The organism is Alkalicoccobacillus porphyridii (genome assembly GCF_007293315.1).
In the GTDB taxonomy this organism is placed as follows: Bacteria; Bacillota; Bacilli; order Bacillales; family Bacillaceae_D; genus Alkalicoccobacillus; species Alkalicoccobacillus porphyridii.
In genome coordinates this window covers 12,277-30,529 of the sequence record NZ_VLXZ01000019.1, presented here as the reverse complement: position 1 = coordinate 30,529, position 18,253 = coordinate 12,277, and the positions used below count along the sequence as shown (strand labels likewise).

16 protein-coding genes are annotated in these 18,253 nt (G+C 41.5%); 7 read left to right on the top strand and 9 right to left on the bottom strand.

The annotated features are described in order from the left end of the window. Positions 1-20 precede the first annotated feature (20 nt). Positions 21-707, bottom strand: a complete 687-nt coding sequence (locus FN960_RS19580) for a B3/B4 domain-containing protein (RefSeq protein ID WP_143850568.1) — start codon at positions 705-707, stop codon at positions 21-23. A 97-nt stretch (positions 708-804) separates the two neighbouring features. Between FN960_RS19580 and queG the strand changes: the two genes are divergently transcribed. Together queG and FN960_RS19570 are read left to right on the top strand one after the other, a co-directional pair. Beyond that, entirely contained in the window at positions 805-1,956 is a 1,152-nt protein-coding gene (gene queG, locus FN960_RS19575) for a tRNA epoxyqueuosine(34) reductase QueG (RefSeq protein WP_143850567.1), read from the top strand. Positions 1,957-2,019: 63 nt separating this feature from the next. Beyond that, entirely contained in the window at positions 2,020-2,556 is a 537-nt protein-coding gene (locus tag FN960_RS19570) for a methylated-DNA--[protein]-cysteine S-methyltransferase (protein WP_143850566.1), read from the top strand. 20 nt (positions 2,557-2,576) lie between these two features. Here the strand turns inward: FN960_RS19570 and FN960_RS19565 are convergent, their stop codons facing one another. Then, complete coding sequence (locus FN960_RS19565; RefSeq protein ID WP_185971118.1) at positions 2,577-3,023, bottom strand: GNAT family N-acetyltransferase; 447 nt, start codon at positions 3,021-3,023, stop codon at positions 2,577-2,579. Positions 3,024-3,198: 175 nt separating this feature from the next. Here FN960_RS19565 and FN960_RS19560 point away from each other — a divergent pair, with 175 nt between their 5' ends. Next, positions 3,199-4,053, top strand: coding sequence for an amidase domain-containing protein (locus tag FN960_RS19560; RefSeq protein ID WP_143850564.1), 855 nt, complete (start codon positions 3,199-3,201; stop codon positions 4,051-4,053). 69 nt (positions 4,054-4,122) lie between these two features. Further along, the gene (gene trmL, locus FN960_RS19555) at positions 4,123-4,602 is read left to right on the top strand and encodes a tRNA (uridine(34)/cytosine(34)/5-carboxymethylaminomethyluridine(34)-2'-O)-methyltransferase TrmL (RefSeq protein WP_143850563.1); all 480 of its coding nucleotides are present in this window, start codon (positions 4,123-4,125) and stop codon (positions 4,600-4,602) included. An 896-nt stretch (positions 4,603-5,498) separates the two neighbouring features. On the opposite strand, the gene FN960_RS19550 is transcribed toward trmL, so the two are convergent. Both FN960_RS19550 and FN960_RS19545 read right to left on the bottom strand, forming a co-directional pair. Then, a complete protein-coding gene (locus FN960_RS19550) occupies positions 5,499-6,056 on the bottom strand; it encodes a DUF5366 family protein (protein WP_143850562.1) in 558 nt (185 codons plus the stop codon). Between the two features lie 329 nt (positions 6,057-6,385). After that, positions 6,386-8,272: a transglycosylase domain-containing protein gene (locus tag FN960_RS19545; protein ID WP_143850561.1), complete on the bottom strand. Its 1,887-nt coding sequence runs from the start codon at positions 8,270-8,272 to the stop codon at positions 6,386-6,388. Between the two features lie 193 nt (positions 8,273-8,465). Between FN960_RS19545 and FN960_RS19540 the strand changes: the two genes are divergently transcribed. Continuing rightward, positions 8,466-10,361: a PrkA family serine protein kinase gene (locus FN960_RS19540; RefSeq protein ID WP_143850560.1), complete on the top strand. Its 1,896-nt coding sequence runs from the start codon at positions 8,466-8,468 to the stop codon at positions 10,359-10,361. A 1,380-nt stretch (positions 10,362-11,741) separates the two neighbouring features. On the opposite strand, the gene FN960_RS23275 is transcribed toward FN960_RS19540, so the two are convergent. Both FN960_RS23275 and FN960_RS23270 read right to left on the bottom strand, forming a co-directional pair. Then, positions 11,742-12,287 (bottom strand): transposase, encoded by a 546-nt coding sequence (locus FN960_RS23275; protein WP_143850558.1) that lies wholly within the window; start codon positions 12,285-12,287, stop codon positions 11,742-11,744. After that, positions 12,244-13,008, bottom strand: coding sequence for an IS110 family transposase (locus FN960_RS23270; protein ID WP_260682076.1), 765 nt, complete (start codon positions 13,006-13,008; stop codon positions 12,244-12,246). The genes FN960_RS23275 and FN960_RS23270 overlap by 44 nt, the downstream gene beginning before the upstream one ends. A gap of 368 nt (positions 13,009-13,376) precedes the next feature. Here FN960_RS23270 and lepB point away from each other — a divergent pair, with 368 nt between their 5' ends. Continuing rightward, positions 13,377-13,910 carry a signal peptidase I gene (gene lepB / locus FN960_RS19520; protein ID WP_143850556.1) on the top strand — a complete coding sequence of 178 codons (534 nt, stop codon included), beginning with the start codon at positions 13,377-13,379 and terminating at the stop codon, positions 13,908-13,910. A gap of 44 nt (positions 13,911-13,954) precedes the next feature. Here the strand turns inward: lepB and yidD are convergent, their stop codons facing one another. The 3 genes from yidD to FN960_RS19505 form a co-directional block, all read right to left on the bottom strand. Continuing rightward, a complete protein-coding gene (gene yidD / locus FN960_RS19515) occupies positions 13,955-14,203 on the bottom strand; it encodes a membrane protein insertion efficiency factor YidD (protein ID WP_143850555.1) in 249 nt (82 codons plus the stop codon). Positions 14,204-14,267: 64 nt separating this feature from the next. Beyond that, the gene (locus FN960_RS19510) at positions 14,268-15,167 is read right to left on the bottom strand and encodes a M15 family metallopeptidase (protein WP_143850554.1); all 900 of its coding nucleotides are present in this window, start codon (positions 15,165-15,167) and stop codon (positions 14,268-14,270) included. 134 nt (positions 15,168-15,301) lie between these two features. Beyond that, a complete protein-coding gene (locus FN960_RS19505; RefSeq protein ID WP_143850553.1) occupies positions 15,302-15,517 on the bottom strand; it encodes a hypothetical protein in 216 nt (71 codons plus the stop codon). Between the two features lie 146 nt (positions 15,518-15,663). On the opposite strand from FN960_RS19505, the gene FN960_RS19500 reads away from it, so the two are divergent. Continuing rightward, a complete protein-coding gene (locus tag FN960_RS19500) occupies positions 15,664-17,439 on the top strand; it encodes a right-handed parallel beta-helix repeat-containing protein (protein ID WP_143850552.1) in 1,776 nt (591 codons plus the stop codon). Positions 17,440-18,253: the final 814 nt, after the last annotated feature.

The window sequence follows — 18,253 nt, the reverse complement described above, 5'->3', positions numbered from 1 at the left end:
TTTCCCATAAAAAAGAAGAATTAAACCTTCTGAGAAAAGTCAGGAATGATTTTCACCTCAGCCTCACCACCGTGGACCTGGGTGAACATTTGGGAGGCACGCTCCAGCAGCTTTTGAGATTCTTGCGCTTGTTGAGTTGGATTTAAATAAAGGATTTGAACAGCGTTAGTGGTCTGTTCATTTACTGCTGTGCGCGTAGAATCTACAATTGGACTACCAAATGCATCTTGCTGATCAACAGAAACAAGCTTACCCTCAGCAGAAAAATGGCGACCGTTTAATGCTTCGTATGATTCGGATGCTTCACCCATCTTGAATTGAATTGGTCCTTCAATATGAGCAGTATCATAAAGGCCGATTGGAATTTGATATTCTATTGAGAAGAGGTTATTTAAATCAATAGCGGAGTTTGCCGAATCTAGAAAAGCTCCTTTTTTTATACGACGATAGATTGCCTCATGTGAAGGTCGGTATCTTGAGGCAGAGATGCCAAGCTGCTTAAAAGTATCTCTCCATACTTGGATGCCTTCATAATCTGTAAACTCCTTCTCTTGCAATTCAAAGGATAATACCTCTTGAAAATAACGGAAACGCCCCTGTATCATTTGAGGTGAAGTGCCAATCGAGATATGATAGTATGAGATCAGTCCAATGGACAAATTAGGTTTAAGTGTGTGTAATGATGAATCAATCGTTGCATCTAACATGGACAACCTCCTTAGTATCGTTAGCATAGCATGAATACAAAAGGTTCGTTAACTGAAATGCTTTATATAAAAAGCACGAGAGAAAGGTGAGTTGGGCATGACATACGCCCAGTTAAAAGAAGAGCTAATTGCATACAGTAAAGAAATCGGGATAGACAAAATTGGGTTCGCTTCTGCCGATTCATTTTTAACGTTGAAGGATCGCCTAGTCATGCAGCAGGAACTTGGTTACCAGTCAGGCTTTGAAGAGCCAGATATTGAGAAACGAGTAAATCCTGAGCTTAGTTTGCCTAAGGCTAGATCTATTATATCCATCGCGTTAGCCTATCCTTCAAGAATGAAAAATCCACCCAAAAGTAAAAAAGGTGATCGACGGGGTGTTTTTTGTCGCGCCTCATGGGGTAAGGATTATCATCATATATTACGTGATCGCCTGCAGAAGCTTGAAACGTTTTTAATGAAAAAGGCACCTGAAGCAAAAAGCACGTCAATGGTAGATACAGGGGCATTATCAGATCGAGCTGTTGCAGAACGCGCCGGTATTGGCTGGAGCGCAAAAAATTGTGCCATCATTACACCGGAATTCGGGAGCTATGTTTATTTGGGTGACTTACTGACAACTCTTCCATTTGAACCGGATACCCCCATTACAGAGCAGTGTGGTAGCTGTACAAAATGTATAGACGCCTGTCCAACCGGCGCATTGGTTCAGGGAGGTCAACTTGATTCACAAAAATGTGTGGCATTTTTGACGCAAACAAAAGGATTCCTCCCTGAACAATATCGTCAGAAGATCGGCAATCGAATTTATGGATGTGATACCTGCCAGCAGGTGTGTCCAAAAAATAAAGGAATTGATGTTCATAATCATCCAGAGATGGAACCAGATCCCGACATTGCCAAGCCGCAGCTGTTGCCTTTATTAACCATGAGTAACCGTGAATTTAAGGAGCGTTTTGGTGATATTTCAGGATCGTGGCGTGGAAAGAAACCGATTCAACGCAATGCAATTATTGCACTAGCGCATTTTAAAGAGGAATCTGCCCTGCCTGTGTTGAAACAGTTACTTGCAGAAGATCCTCGCCCAGTGATTCGTGGAACGGCCGCTTGGGCTATTGGAAAAATTGGTCGGACCTTGGATGAAGAAAAGGCACTTAATCAGGCGAAATTCAATGAAAAAGATGTAGAAGTGCTGGAAGAGATTAAGAAAGGACTGGATTTCTTGGAAACAAACGTAACAAGGAACTAGCCTGTCCTACTCGCCTAAGGTAAACTAATAGAGATCAAAGTTTGATGAGAGGAGGAGTATGGGATGAATAATCGCTCCACTTGTTTTGTGGACGAAATGAACAGCCCTCTTGGTTCATTAACCATTGTGGCATCTGAAGAAGGAGTATGTCATCTGCATTTTGGATCGATTGAAAGTGTTCATTCAACTTTAAGAGCAAGATTGTTAAAGCTTGGTATGAGTGGTGAGTGGAAGCAGTGCTCGGAGACTCTATCAGAAGCGAAGAAGCAGCTTGAAGAATATTTCTTAGGGCACAGATTAACATTTGATGTACCCATTGATTTAACGGGAACGCTTTTTCAAAAGAGAGTGTGGAATGCTTTAACTGATATTCAATACGGGGAAACGCGCTCTTACAAGCAGATAGCTGAGATGATTGGCGCCCCAAAAGCCGTTCGAGCAGTTGGAGGGGCAAACAACCGTAACCCTATTCCGATCATCATTCCGTGCCACCGCGTCATTGGAAGCAATGGTTCAATGGTTGGTTATGGCGGTGGACTGGATAAAAAGGAAAAACTGCTTTTACATGAAGGATCGATCGAACGACTTGTTGTAAATTAATAAAACGCACACTCCGCTTTTTAGTAGGACGGGATGTGCGTCTTTTTTTGCTCTTTGATTAGTACACTTTTATAGAAGGGTAGAACCTCGGTCGAATGCGTTTTTTCTGGTAACCAATCTAGGTCTTCTGTGAAACCGTTTTTTTTATAAAAGTGGACATTATCAACGGCATGGGTTCGAACTTTACACCTAAGCACTGTAATTTTTTTTAATTCGGCATAACCTTCTAACCAGTTTAATAACTTGCCGCCCAATCCCTTACCTTGAACAGATGGCTCCACACAAAATCTATGGAAGTGAATGGATGATTTCTTTTCAACAAAACGAACCATGCCTACTAATTCGAGCTCGTCTGTAAATAGTAAAACGGCTTTCTCTCCCGCTAGTAAATCTACTTGTATAGAAGATGCTGTTTCAAGTAGTGCACTGGACGGAGGGGAAGTATAAATGGAAAATGATCTATGCATTAAATCGCACATCTTAGCGCCATCAGTGGAAGTAGCTAGACGAATGGAATAAGCCATCATTTCACCTCTTGTATGTATATTTATAAATTAATACGTATTATTATACATGTCTATAAGTGAATGAGTCAAGCAGACTTTGAATAGCCTGTATAAGAAGCTTAAGTGGGGGTGGCATATGGATCAGTCAATTGTTAAAGCAATTCATCAGCTAGCTGAAAGTAGAAATCAGTCCTTTGTTTTAGCGACACGTCAAAAAAAGGGGAATAAGGAATCTTCTATTGTTCATTCAAAAGCATCAGGTTCGATCAACCGTATACAGAAGATTGATCGGCAGGCGATTGTAGAATATACCATTCATTATGAGTGGCTACACAAGCAAAACGAACAGTTTTATGTAGAGGAAAGACAGGAAACGAGAAGAGTTCAATTCTCACATGGCCATCTTGAAAGTGATGCTGAAATTATTCTTAACCAATCAGATCAGGAGCCTATTCCTAGTGACCTTGAGCGTATACAGGTTGAGGTAGAAGATACCACTTACAGAAACAAATATAACCGAAGAGAAGCCGTACGTTATGCAGAGCGCTGGTGGAATGACACGAATAAGTCATATCACAGCTTTACAGATAACTGTACCAATTTCATCTCTCAGTGCCTGCATGCCGGGGGAGCGCCAATGAGAAGAACTGGACAAAAGGGAAAGGGATGGTGGTACAACGGCGCTGAATGGAGCTATAGCTGGACGGTTGCCCATTCCTTTAGATGGTACTTAAGTGGAGCGACTACTGGGCTAAGGGGAGAGGAGAAAGCAACGGCCCAAGAACTAAAGCTAGGAGATATCATTTGCTACGACTTTACAGGGGACGGAAGGTGGCAGCACACCACCATTGTAGTAGCGAAGGATGAAAACAACGAACCCTTAGTTAATGCGCAAACGGTTAACAGCAGAATGAGATTTTGGACATATGAGGATTCAACCGCATGGACACCGGAAATTAAGTATAAATTTTTCCGTGTTGTTGTCACTTGAACCATTTTGTTTTGCCTTGATCATGGTATACTAAGCTCTGTACTTTATATTCAAAACGAGGTGTACCAAATGGGTTTAAATATAGTCTTATACCAACCAGAAATACCGGCTAATACAGGAAATATTGCGAGAACATGTGCAGGCACAAATACATCCCTGCATCTCATTCGACCACTTGGCTTCTCTACAGAAGATCGAATGCTAAAACGAGCCGGCTGTGATTATTGGCCAAATGTTAAAATAAACTACTACGACTCATTTGATGAATTAACGAGTCGCTTTCCTCAAGCTTCGATTTATTTAATAGAAACAGTAGGAACCAAGTCATACTCCGATTTTGATTACTCCAATATCGAAGAGGAGATCTTCTTTGTATTTGGAAAAGAAACAACAGGTCTTCCAGAGGATATTATTGATAGGTATCGAGAAAACTGCCTTCGAATCCCTCAAACCGATAAAGTTCGTTCCCTGAACCTGTCGAATACAGCTGCCATAGTCATATATGAAGCCATACGACAGCAGGGATTCAAAGGAATATATGCGGATTGAGATAGAATGTCATGCAAGTGTGATTTACCATGAAAGAAGCAGGGCATAGCAAGAGGAATGGACTCATAACCAAGCCCGGAAGCCCGATACCAAGAAAGAAGCTCGTCATACAAAGAAGGATGGGCTCAAAACCAAGAGCGGAAGCCCGATACCAAGAAAGAAGCGGGTCATAGCAAGAAGGAAGGGCTCATAACCAAGAGCGGAAGCCCGTTATTAAGAAAGAAGCAGGATAAAGCAAGAGGAATGAACTCCACACCAAGACGTGGAGCACGTACCAAGAAAGAAGCGGGATATAGCAAGAGGAATGAGCTCCACACCAAGACGTGGAGCGCGTACCAAGAAAGAAGCGGGATATAGCAAGAGGAAAGGGCACCTAACCAAGCCTGGAAGCCCGTTACCAAGAAAGAAGCTCGTCATACAAAGAAGAAAGAGCTCATAACCAAGAGCGGAAGAAAGTTATCAAGGAAGAAGCAGGATATAGCAAGAGGAAAGAGCTCCACACCAAGGTGGGGAGCACGATACCAAGAAAGAAGCGGGATATAGCAAGAGGAATGAACTCCACACCAAGACGTGGAGCACGTACCAAGAAAGAAGCGGGATATAGCAAGAGGAATGAGCTCCACACCAAGACGTGGAGCGCGTACCAAGAAAGAAGCGGGATATAGCAAGAGGGATGTGTTCCATACCAAGCCCGGAAGCCCGATACCAAGAAAGAAGCAGGATATAGCAAGAGGAATGAGCTCCACACCAAGCCCGGAAGCCCGTAACCAAGAAAGAAGCTCGTCATACAAAGAAGAAAGAGCTTATAATCAAGAGCAAGCCCATTCACAGCAAGAGAAAAGAACCCCTTATCACGTTAGAAAAGGTGATAAGGGGTTTCTTTAGTAAGTATGCCTTTAAAAAGGTAAGCTCTGAATAAAACTATTGTAAAGACGAAGACTGGTGTAGCCAACTGCAAGGACAAAAGCCCCCCAGAATACTACATGGAAAAATATAAATCCAATCAAGCCAAGGATGGAAAGAGAATCATAGATTTTATAAATAAAGAACATAAAATATACCAGACAAGCTGCAACAAATAAGACACCTATAAAGAAAATCTCTTGCATTAATAATAATGAGAGCAAGCTAGCACCTAAGAAAATCCATGATCCTGCGCGGACTTTGTTTAGCTCGGATCCATCTTCATCTTTTGAGAAAAACAGCATCGATAGTTGAATGGTGGTGTCAGCGATTAATTTGAGGGCAGAGAAGACCATGAAGAAAAGTAATAAGAATATAAATAGTATGGCTAACTTAATGCCGCTCTCCGTAAAGAATTCCAGCATCCCCTCGTATACACCAAGGTTTTCGAGTTGAGTCAGCATAAATCCTTGACCGTAAAAAGAAAGAGATAGACTAAATAAGATAATAGCGATTAATGGAAAGTGACCAGTTAAATAACGGTTCGACATCTGTAAGCTCCTGTTCTTAACGTATAAATGTTCTAGCTGTATAGAGTTCATTGTATAGATGCTGGCAGGAATAGGCAAGTACTACTTTCTTAGGTACTAGTTTATTAGTCTGTTGCTATAGGATGTTAACTTATCCAGGGTAAGCCTTTTCAACGCTCCTTTAATCCAGTATAATGGTGCAAGGACAGTTGGATTCATTCAAGGAGGCAAATCGTATGGGTACAGCTTTGATACTGGGAGTATGTGTTGTGTTTCTTGTTGCTATCTTTGCAGCAGGATACGACAGTAATCCTCATAAGAAATAAAAAAAGATCCCGCGGGATCTTTTTTTATTTCATAATTTCATTAAATATTTTTTGGTGTGGATTGGATTTAGCAAAGGATTCAATGCTTTTTGGTCCACTTTGGGTTTGATCTCGCCCGATCATAATTCCGGCTGTGTATTGATCGGTTAGACCAACAAACCAGATTTCGTGGTAGTTGTTAGTGGTTCCAGTTTTGCCTCCAACATAAGGGGCGGAGACTTTTACAGAGCGACCGGTTCCGTTTTTAATAACACCGTTTAATAGCTGTCTCATCTTGTCATTTGTTGCTTTACTCCAAACTTGAGTTTCAGATGTTTCCCACTCATAGAGCACGTTTCCGGCACCATCCTTTACTTCTGTAATGCCATAAGCTGGTGCGTAGGCCCCGTCATGCGCAAACGTTGTATAGGCTCTAGTTAATTCTAAAGGTGAGACACCTTCATGCAAACCACCCAATGCAGAAGGAAGCACTCTGTCATTGGCGCCTCCCACCTTTTTAAAATGAAAAGGTTCAAGATACGAAAATGCAGTGTCAATTCCTGTGCGATTAAACAGGTTTACTGCGGCTGTGTTATATGAATGGGCGAGTGCACTGTTTAATGTAATGTTACCGGCTTCTTTTCCGTCGTAGTTAGGAGGGCAATACTCTTCCTGCCCTGGTCGGTCATAGCACTTATTGCTCGCATCGACCATTGAGGATGGACCGGCCCCGGTCTCCTCAATATAAGGAGCAAAAGCAAGCAACGGTTTTATAGAAGAACCGGGCTGCCTAAAGTCCTGATATCCTCTGTGAAAATTAAATTTCTCATATCCTTTTCCACCTGTTATTGCAATCAAGCGATTTGTTTCATTATCAATGACTGCAAGCGAGCCTTGAATGGACTCATCTGGTATATTCGATATGACCGATTGCACAGCCTGCTTTTGCATTAATGGCCTAAGAGCAGTATGTATGGCAATACCTTCATCAAATAACTTTTGGATGTGTGTGTCCAGTTCTTCCTTGATGGCATCTTTTGCTTCAGGTGTTGTTGCATTCTCTAAAGAGACATTAAACCCATCCTTCTCCGCAACAAGGTCTCTAAATTCATCTCTAATATAAGTCACATAATCAGGAAACATATCAGTACGTGTTTGAATCGCTAAATGAATGTCTTCCTCAGATGCTTCGATATACTCATCCTCAGAAATGTAATTCTCTTCAAGCATCTTTTTTAGAACCCAACCTTTACGATCCTCGGTCCGTTCTTGGTGTTCAACGGGATCAAAAAAGCTCGGATTATTAGGAACAGCTGTCAAAAAAGCAACCTGAGCAAGTGATAGGTCTGCACTGGATTTACTAAAATAATACTGACTTGCCGCTTCAACTCCGTAAGCTTGGTGACCAAAAAAAATGGAATTTAAATAGAGCTCAAGAATATTATCTTTCGTATAACGTTTTTCGAGCTCACGTGAATAGAGGATCTCACTTAGTTTACGTTGATAGGAGCGGTCATGACTTAGGTAAATGTTACGGACCAATTGCTGAGTGATTGTACTTCCACCCTGCTCTAGCTCACTGCTTTGAGCATTTGCAACAAAAGCCCTAGCAATACCTGCTGTATCATAGCCCTCATGCTCATAAAAACGGCGATCCTCTGTAGCAACAAAGGCATCTTTAAATAGCTGAGGGATCTGGTCAAATGTTTTATAAATCCGGTTTGTATCTTTATATACTTCAGAAATTAACCGGCCCTCTGAGTCGAGAATATAGCTATTAGAGGACAGAAATAACTCATCTAATTCTATATTTTGGTCAAAAGCCTCTGACAATGACTCGACATCACTTACTTCAGCACCAACTCTTGTTAAAAGTAGGAAAAAGGATGTGCAGAGTAGGATGATAAGCAGCCAGCCTGTACTTTGTCTCATACTAATCTCACTTTCTGCGAAAATATTTTCCTAAAGTATACCATCAAAATGCTGAAATTGACAGTTAGTCAATCTATTTATCCGCGACTTTATTAGGGGGATGGGATTTACTTCAGACCTAATAAAAAGGCATGTTCGATGGTTCGCTGGCATAGTATGAACTAATCTCGAATGACGAGGATGGAGGGGTATTGTGAGTATACTTAAAAAGATTGAGCGTTATCGAGAAGAAGAAGAACGGTTACGGTGGGAAGGCACATTTGAGGAATACTTGGAGCTTATTAAAGAAAAACCATATGTGACACAAACCGCTCATTCCAGGGTATACAATATGATCAATGATGCTGGAGTCGAGGAGAAAGACGGAAAAAAGACATTTTCGTTTTTTAAAGAGCAGATCTACGGTTTAGAAGAATCCATCGAACAGCTGGTCGAAGAGTATTTTCACTCTGCAGCAAAACGATTGGATGTCCGCAAACGGATTTTGCTATTAATGGGACCAGTCAGTGGAGGGAAATCAACGCTAGTCACGATGCTAAAAAGGGGATTAGAGCAATACTCCCGAACAGATCGGGGAGCAGTCTATGCCATAAAAGGGTGCCCTATGCATGAGGATCCTCTCCATCTCATTCCACAGCATTTGCGAGCTGATTTTCAAGAGGAGTATGGGATTAAGATTGAAGGTCATCTCTCTCCCCTAAATATGATGAGGCTTCAAGAGGATTATGGTGGACGGATTGAAGATGTGCAGGTTGAACGAATTTTCTTCTCTGAGGACAAACGGACAGGAATTGGTACATTCAGCCCATCTGATCCAAAATCACAGGACATTGCTGATTTAACCGGAAGCATCGATTTCTCAACAATTGCTGAATATGGCTCTGAATCTGATCCACGTGCCTATCGCTTTGATGGAGAGCTAAATAAAGCTAATCGAGGCATGATGGAGTTTCAGGAGATGCTAAAGTGTGATGAGAAATTTCTCTGGCATTTGCTTTCATTGACACAGGAAGGAAATTTTAAAGCTGGAAGGTTCGCCTTAATTTCAGCTGATGAACTAATCGTGGCGCACACAAACGAATCAGAATACAAAACCTTTATTTCAAACAAGAAAAACGAAGCCCTTCATTCAAGAATTATTGTGATGAAAATTCCATATAACCTAAAGGTAAGTGAAGAAGAACGTATCTACAAGAAAATGATTGATGATAGTGATCTAGCTCATGTACACATCGCCCCACATGCGTTAAAAGTAGCTGCCATTTTCACCATCTTAACGAGACTAAAAGAAACCACAAAATCTGGTGTGGATCTTATTAAGAAATTAAGATTATATGATGGCGAAAGTGTAGAAGGCTTTAACTCTCAGGATTTAGTAGAGCTCAAGAATGAGCATACGGATGAAGGCATGGGAGGAATAGATCCACGTTATGTCATCAACCGCATTTCCTCTGCTATTATTCGTAAGCAGTTAACGTCAATCAATGCTTTGGATGTGCTTCGCTCGATTAAAGAGGGATTGGATCAGCATGCTTCCATTTCAAAGGAAGAACGAGAGAGGTACATGGATTTCATCTCTACTGCTCGTAAGGAGTACGACACAATAGCTAAGAAGGAAGTACAAAAGGCCTTTGTCTATTCCTACGATGAGTCTGCCAAAACATTGATGGATAATTATCTGGATAATGTTGAAGCCTATTGCAATAAAAATAAGCTGCGTGATCCATTAACGGGTGAAGAAATGACTCCAGATGAAAAGCTTATGCGTTCCATTGAAGAACAAATTGGCATTTCTGAAAATGCGAAAAAAGCATTTAGAGAAGAAATCCTCATTCGAATTTCAGCGTACGCCAGAAAGGGCAAGAAGTTTGATTATAATTCACATGAGCGCCTAAGAGAAGCAATCCAGAAGAAGCTATTTGCTGATCTAAAGGATATTGTCAAAATCACAACATCTGTTAAGACGCCTGATGAATCCCAGCTTAAAAAGGTAAACGAAGTCATAGCACGACTAATTGATGAGCATGGATACAACTCAACATCAGCTAATGAACTGCTTCGTTACGTAGGAAGTTTGCTGAATCGTTAGGCCAGCTTATAAATCTTTAAATGGAGCCAAACACTAAGACATGTGAAGTGGTTTAGCCATATGAATTATAATTAATGGAGAAGCTGACAATGTTGGAGAGATCCATACAGTTGTCAGCTTTTTATTGTATAAAAATGAACGAGGAAGGATGTTGCTCCAAAAATACACTTTGCTTGTATAAGTACATGGAGGAATTGGAGGGTATTTGAGCATCGGTTTTTCACCTCCGCTCCCGAAAATGGGGGCATGCTTACCGCGGGAAGGTATTGAGCTAATCTGGCTTCGCCATCTTATCTCAATGAATTTTTACATCCCGCAGGTGTCAGCCCACCATTTTCGTCCGCTGGGTGGGTGGTAGGCATGTAGTATATGATAAACTTAGGTTAGCTAAGTTCACGACATAATCTTTGTTTTTTTTCGATTTAGCATATGACATAAGATGTACGCTTAATTAAATAGGAATGCATTTAAAATTCCACATCAAACAAATATCGGCCTTAGAATAGATTTTGTGTTATTAAAAAAACAATAAGAGAGGTCTTAGGATGAATAAAAAAACGTTTTTGATTTTAGCTCTTGTTTTTGCGGCTGCGACCTTTATCTTGAATAATGTCCTGCAAACTGCTATTGGTGCTTTTTTGATGACGTTAAGTTTATTAGCATTTGTAGTGATAATTATAAGGGCTGTATACTACATCATTAAATTTTACATTAAACAAGTTTATTATAATCTCAAGAACTAGAAAGACATTGAATAATTCATACTCCTCATATAAATTCCGATTATATTAGAGTAATTTTTTATACATAAAATCAACATTAGAATTCCGGCAGCACGCACTCCGGATGTAGTCCTTATTATTTTATAAATACTTATATCGATGCCACCCTAAAATACGCGGACAAAATAGGAGGGCCGACACCTGCGGGAAGAGGAAGAGGTCACTGAAAAACGATCTTTATAAGACTGCGAACGTTCTTCAGTTGTTTAATTCAGAACGTTAGCGGATGTGACCCCGTAGACTCCCTCCGGAAAAGTTAATCTATCAATGGTTTGAGGCAGATGTGGTAAGAGAAAAATATTTTTTGACTATGTCCATTCATGTTATTCATCCCATTAATGTGTATTAAAGGAAGTGGCGCAGACGCTTCGCTAATAGATAAGGGTATTTCATCCAGTCATGACTCGCTATGTGGTGCTTGATCTGGCTCTGCTCTTCTTATGAGGACGCACCCTCCCATGTCTCTTAGCGTCGTGCGCTCACGTTCCTTCGTTGGGTCTCTTCATAAGGCAGAGTCGGTTTTATGCTCCTGCATGGACTCAAGGTCGAAAGTCTTCGTTACTAACCGATTCTCTACGTCACCATTTTTTTAACTTCCTTATGAAGCGAGGGGGGATTTTGCTTGAAGAGGACGGCAATCATTCCTCATTCGTTCCGCGTCAAACGCCACCTTGTGGTGACTTACCCCCCAAAAGATCTTCAATAGCTTACTGCAGAGAACAACCATAGCTTCCTTCTTTTTAAGCGGATTTTCACTTCTCGAAATGTAGTACGTATAGAGATCTGAGAAGACTTGGTTATTCCTGATAAGCGGGAAAACCGCTCGAAAGAGGAGTGCACGTAAGCCACGCCTTCCTCGTTTAGAGAGGCTCTTTCGTCCTTGATGTTGGCCAGAAGAGTTCTCACGTAACGTCAATCCCGCTAATTTTATGAGTTGGCGTGGATGACTATAAGACGTGAGGGGACCTGTTTCAGCCAGTAGATCGCAGACTGTCTCTTCGCTTATGCTAGGAATCGAGATTAAGTGCTGGTACGCCTCGATTTCTTGAGCGAGCTCTCGCATTTTTACGGATATTTCTTCTAATGCCGTTTCAATTTGTTCATACTGACCGATGATCCACTCCATTTCGTGGTTCGCAACCATCGTTCCCTCTGTTAATCCAATGGATTGAGAAGCTAATGCTTGAACGTCGGCTAGCTTCTTTTTCTTTCAGTTTTGACAGAAAGGCCTCGATATCCAAATGGTGCCACTGCTCTGGTAAGGGGTGGTATTTTAGAATGCAGATCACCGTTTTCCCGATTTCTTTATACGCCGATCCCAGTAATTCGGGAAAGTAGAGATCTATCCAACGGATGATCTGATTTTTCAAACGAGCACCCTCTTTTTTTAATCGATCGCGATGGGCTGCGCCATTACGTAGTTCAGCTTCTACGCCAACTAGAGAGCGTGGAGAATGAAAGTACCCCTGCGTGACCATTCTCGCAATCACACGCGCATCTTTCTTATCATTTTTCGTTTGCAGGTTATCCTCAAACTCCTTTGCGCGATTGACGTGCAACGGACTGACCATGACAAAGGGGATATCTTGTTGGAGAAGAAACTGCGCTAAATTCATCCAATAATGTCCGGTCGGCTCAAAACCAATCAGGATGTTCGATTTTTGATGCGTCTGTTTCAACTGCTCCATTTGGTCATAAAGTTGATCGAATCCATGGGCGGATTGATGGAACGGAAACGCTTTTCCTAGCTCACGCCCCCGATGATCGGCAGCGTAGGCAAAATGCTTACGCTTGGCAATATCAATGCCAATCACCAATGTGTCTTCTTGTACTTGATCTAAACGCTCATTGATATTATGATTCATAGTAAGTCCTCCTTGGTGTGTTGTGTGGGTACAACTGCATCTTAACGGAGGGCTTTTTTTCTGTAAATAGGCTAAAAAGAAATCCCACAGGAATGCTCCTGCAGAACAGAACGAGTCTGAAGACATTGAAGTGGCGCACTTCCACTTCAAGGGCTGAGGCCGTTCTTGCGGGTGCTAGGGTTCTCCTGTAGCGGTGCTAATGAGCTCCTACTCATCCAGACCAAGGCAAAAGCCTCTTCAAAGATTTGTTCTTATAAAAATGAACGTCATAAAACGGATACATTTGACTAAGAATCCTGACCCTGTTTAGTTGTTCTAAACGTATAAAAGTGGTAAATTTAAAAGAAAAAGAATGGCGGAGGAACATTGTGAGTAAAACAAAACGTGAGCTTTTGGGCTGGGTTAAAGCCATTGTTATTGCCATACTACTGGCAGTGATTATTCGAACCTTCCTTTTTACGAGTTATGAAGTAAGAGGTGAATCTATGTTGCCTACAGCTCATGAGGGGGAGCTGTTTATCGTAAATAAAATAAATTATCAATTTAGTGAGCCGAATCATGATGACTTAATTGTTTTTCATGCCAACCCTAATGAAGATTATATTAAGCGCGTCATTGGTTTGCCTGGTGACACAGTGAAGGTGGAAGACGATGTCCTTTACATAAATGATGAGCCAATTGATGAGCCATATTTAGAGGAAGCCAAGCAAGGATTTGCAACATTTACAGATAATTTTGATCCAGTAGAAGTCCCAGATGGCCATGTCTTTGTTATGGGAGATAATCGTCCGAGTAGTCTAGATAGCCGTCGAATTGGAACGGTGAGCGAGGATCAAATTGTGGGAAAAGTGGACCTTCGTTTTTGGCCAATATCTGAGTTTAATTATATGGGAAATAAATAAGAAAAACCGGAATGCACATGAGCTATGCTCTACATTCCGGTTTTTTATTCATGGGCGTGTTTGCAGCAGACTTCACTTTCTGATTCTGGTGGCATATCAATCCCTCCAGGGTGAAAGGGTTGGCATTTAACAATACGTTTAACAAGGAGCCAGCTTCCCTTAATCACTCCAAATCGGCTAATCACTGTAAACCCATATTGAGAGCAAGTGGGATAGAATCTACAGGTAGGAGGAGTCCAGCTAGAGATAAAGCGTTGATAGAATCGAATAAACCCAAGGATTAATGTTTTCAAAGCACTCAGTCCCTACTCATGAATTAACAAGGAGCCCACCTTTCTTGGGCGGCTCCTTCTACTGTTACACTTCTTCAACTAAATCAAAAAACTCTTCTAACACCAACTGACTTTCATAGATCTCAATGGCGGATTCTCCTACGTAGCGGATATGCCACGGTTCGTATCCGTAACCAGTAATATCTTCTTTATCTTTTTGGTAGCGGATGATGAATCCAAAGTGGTGGGCGTGCTCTGCAAGCCACTGGCCCTCTTTCGTATTTTCATATTCCTGAACCAAGCCGTAGTTAACACTTGAGCTTGACACATCCATAGCAAGACCAGATTGATGTTCACTGCTCCCTGGTTTGGCTACAAATTCTTGTTCTGGACCAGACCTAGAAATAGCCTGCTCGTATAGTTCTTCCTGTCTATCATATGAACGATAACCAGAAACGGCCGCTAGCTCAATGCCTTCCTCTTGAGCGGCTCCAAATAAACCTTCAAGGGCAGCAGCAGCTTCCTCCCGCATATAGCTTTTGTCTGTATCCTGATACCCATATGAGAACTTTACATCAGGAATGACTAAATCGTCTGGTATATAATCACTTGGGAGCAAGTAATCATGGTTCACAAACGCTAAAATATTGTCAGGGTTCTGAATGATAGCTTGTCCATCCACTTCTTCTATTTGATTCATATATTCTGATGGTAATGAGATAGTAGTATCATCATGTGGTTGCTCATCTTGATCTTCATCATCTGAAGGGTGTTCGGCGTCAGGTTCATGATCGCTAAGAGGTGCTTCATCTATAGGATCCCCTTGCTCTGTTTCATTGTCAGAGGAACCATCTGTTCCAGAGATCTGGCTGTCAGGGTTTTCTTCTCTCTCTGGTTCGTCATGCGACGGCTGCTGGCTGTATGGTGAACAACTACTCAACACGAGTGCGCTGACTGCCACGATACACCATAAATTTTTCTTCATGAATAAATTACCTGCCTAACCTTGTCAGATTCGTACTATATAGAACTATAACACACAGCCTTATAATGAAACATGTCTTTCACAAAAAATCATTCTTTAGTAGCTTAGCCTTTGTGTGCAGGGTTTAATCAGTCTTAGGCTTGCTTTTGTCTAGTAGGAAAGGCGGATAAGATGCGATTGACTAAAAATCTTCTTTTCTGATGACGATAGTGACAATAACCAGTAAGTATTCCGTTAGATATGCTTTCAGCTGTAATCAGGCGCTGGGTTATTTTTTCAGACTTTGAAAGATAGATGATTTCAATTAAATCCTTTTGCATGCAGCTTCTAATTAGAAAATACTTGGTCATTGATTTCGCCTCCTTATGATTATTTTATGCGAACTTATGTTCTTATGCAACTGAAAAAGAACCATTGGAGAAACTTACCTTTGTCCCTCTTTTTGGACAGAAATTTACTATCTGCATTATAATGAAACGGAAGTGGGGTGGAGCAGATGAAAGACATTACAGTATCTCAAAAAATCCTTTCAAAATATAAACAATTGCAACAGGCTCTTGAGGTTGCCGAGGATGGGGACTCCATTCGTCTCGAGCAAGGCTTGTATAAAGGTATATTTACCATCGATAAATCAATTACCATTACCGGAATTGGACATAAGGATGAAGTGATTTTACAAGGATCTATACATATAAAAAACACCGCAGTCACGTCGGTTTCAAATTTAACTATTCAAGACGGGAAAACGGGTGTGCTGGTAGAGGAAGATAGCTCCATCACATTAACTGGCTGCGATATAAATCGAATGAAAAGCTCGGCTGTAACCGTACGTAAAGGAAGCAGAGCGGCTCTTCGCGAAGTCATTATGCAGCGAAACCACCATGCCGTGCTTTGTGATGGAAAGGTGTCCCTGCTATATTGTGCCCTATCCAAGCAAAGAGATGTCCAAGTGAAGCTGACTAATAACGGACGAATGGTGCTGAAACACTCTCATATATTTCAAGGCGCTAAAGAAGCGGTCACATTGCTGGATACGAGTCAAATGATGATGGAAGACTGCTCTGTTTATGGACATGCTGGACCCCAGCCCCAAATATCAGTAAACGAACACACATCGCTCTCTGTTACATCAAGCACTGTTTATGAGGGAGAAGCTGGCGGGATCACGGTGATTGGTGGTCGTTTATTAGTTAAGGATTCGGAGCTATATCGTAACCATCAACAGCAGATCCTGTTAGTAGATTGTGAGGCTCTAATTAAAAACTCTTACTTACATAGTGGCGATATTGGGTGCAATGTGCAGGACGGAACCATATTAAAAGTGGAGCAAACCCGATTTGTTGCCCACCTGCAAGCACAGCTGCGGGTAAATGGTGGCCAGGTGAAAGCAAAGCAATGCTCTATTCTGAGTGGTAACGGCAATGCAGTACTTATATCTTCAAGCGGAGAAGCGGTTCTTAGTGACAGTGAGGTTGCCGGGCATCACCTGCCGCAGGTTTGTGTATCCGAACAGGGAAACATTCTCATTGAACGTTGTGCCATCCATCACGGAGAGCATTATGGGGTGTGGCTGACTGAACAATCTTCAGCAACGATCCTGCAGTCCAATGTATATCAACACCAGCAAATACAAATTGTTGTGGCAGAGCAAAGCTTTTTGGAAATGGATGCAACCTCAGTCTATGAAGGATATGAGAACGGACTTCATTTATTAGAAGAAAGCAAAGCTCATATCACTAATTGTGAGTTTGCTAGACATGGACATGAATTCCCTCAGGTTATTATCCGGAGAGCTGATCCAACCTTTGTGAATTGCACATTACAAGAGAGTGCATCTAACGGTATGTGGTTTATAGAAGAGGCAAAAGGCCGAGTTGAGAACTGCCGCTTCATTCAACACGGTTTAGCACAGCTTGAAATTACAGAGGGAAGTACACCCGTCATCACTGGCGCTGCTATTTTAGAAGGCGGAGATTGTGCCATTCATATTCATGAAGCCGGACCATATATAGAAAACTGCTCCTATACCGATAACACGGCCTCTATTATTTTGGAAGGGGACTGTCCAGCTGAAATCATTGGCGAAGGGGCGGAGGCACTCTCCGATTACGCCGAACAAAAAAGAGAAGCTGCTGAACGTTTAGCCAATATGGACGAGAAAACGATGGAACGATTACAAAAATCACAGGAGCTTGCTGAAAAAGAAGCCAAGACCGCTGAAATTGTAGGCTTAGTTGAGGAATTAGAACGACGTTTAGGAAAAGGATATTAAAAAGGCAAAAAGGAGAGAAGCTTAGTATGCTTTTCTCTTCTTTTTTATGTGGAGAGGTAAGGATTCTTACTAAAGTCATGATTTTTCTTTGGGGAGTAAAAATTCTTTTTACTAGAAGGGAAACAATTTGAGTAAAGTCCTTATTAATGTGTAAATCTGAATTACGATATTTATTTGAAACACGCTAATGAAAATGGAGGGTCGAAAACTGTGGGATATAAAGGGGGTCACTGAAAAACGATCTTTCTAAGACTGCGAAGTTCTACAATTGTTTAAGTCAGAACATTAGCGGAAGGAGAACCCGTAGACTCCTGCGGAACAGAACGCGTCTGAAGACATCGAAGTGGTGGTTTTCCGCTTCGAGGGCTGAGGCCGTTCCCGCGGAAAGCGTAGGGTTCTCCTGTAGCGGCGCCATTCCGCTCATTCTTACATGACTTTTTCAGTGACATCGATAAAAAGGTTCAATAAGGTAAATCGACGGAGTTGGGTTAGTTCATTACCTTCCCTCAGGTAAGTGTCCCCATTTTCGAGTGCGACAGAAGGAGAAAAAAACTAATTTACACATAAACATCAACTCTATCAACAATTGTTCACCTTCATTACCCTAAATACAGAAGTGCGGGTGAGAATAATCCGGAAGCATCAATTCCTTCCATACTCTCAGCTTGTCCTCATATACGATAAAAATATGAATCAAAACAATCCCTCAATAATTGATCTGAATTTTTTGGCAACTCTTTCACTTGTCTGCATAAGATAAGGTAATCACTATAAAAAGCTAGGTCATTATATAGTGAACCGACTCCACCATACT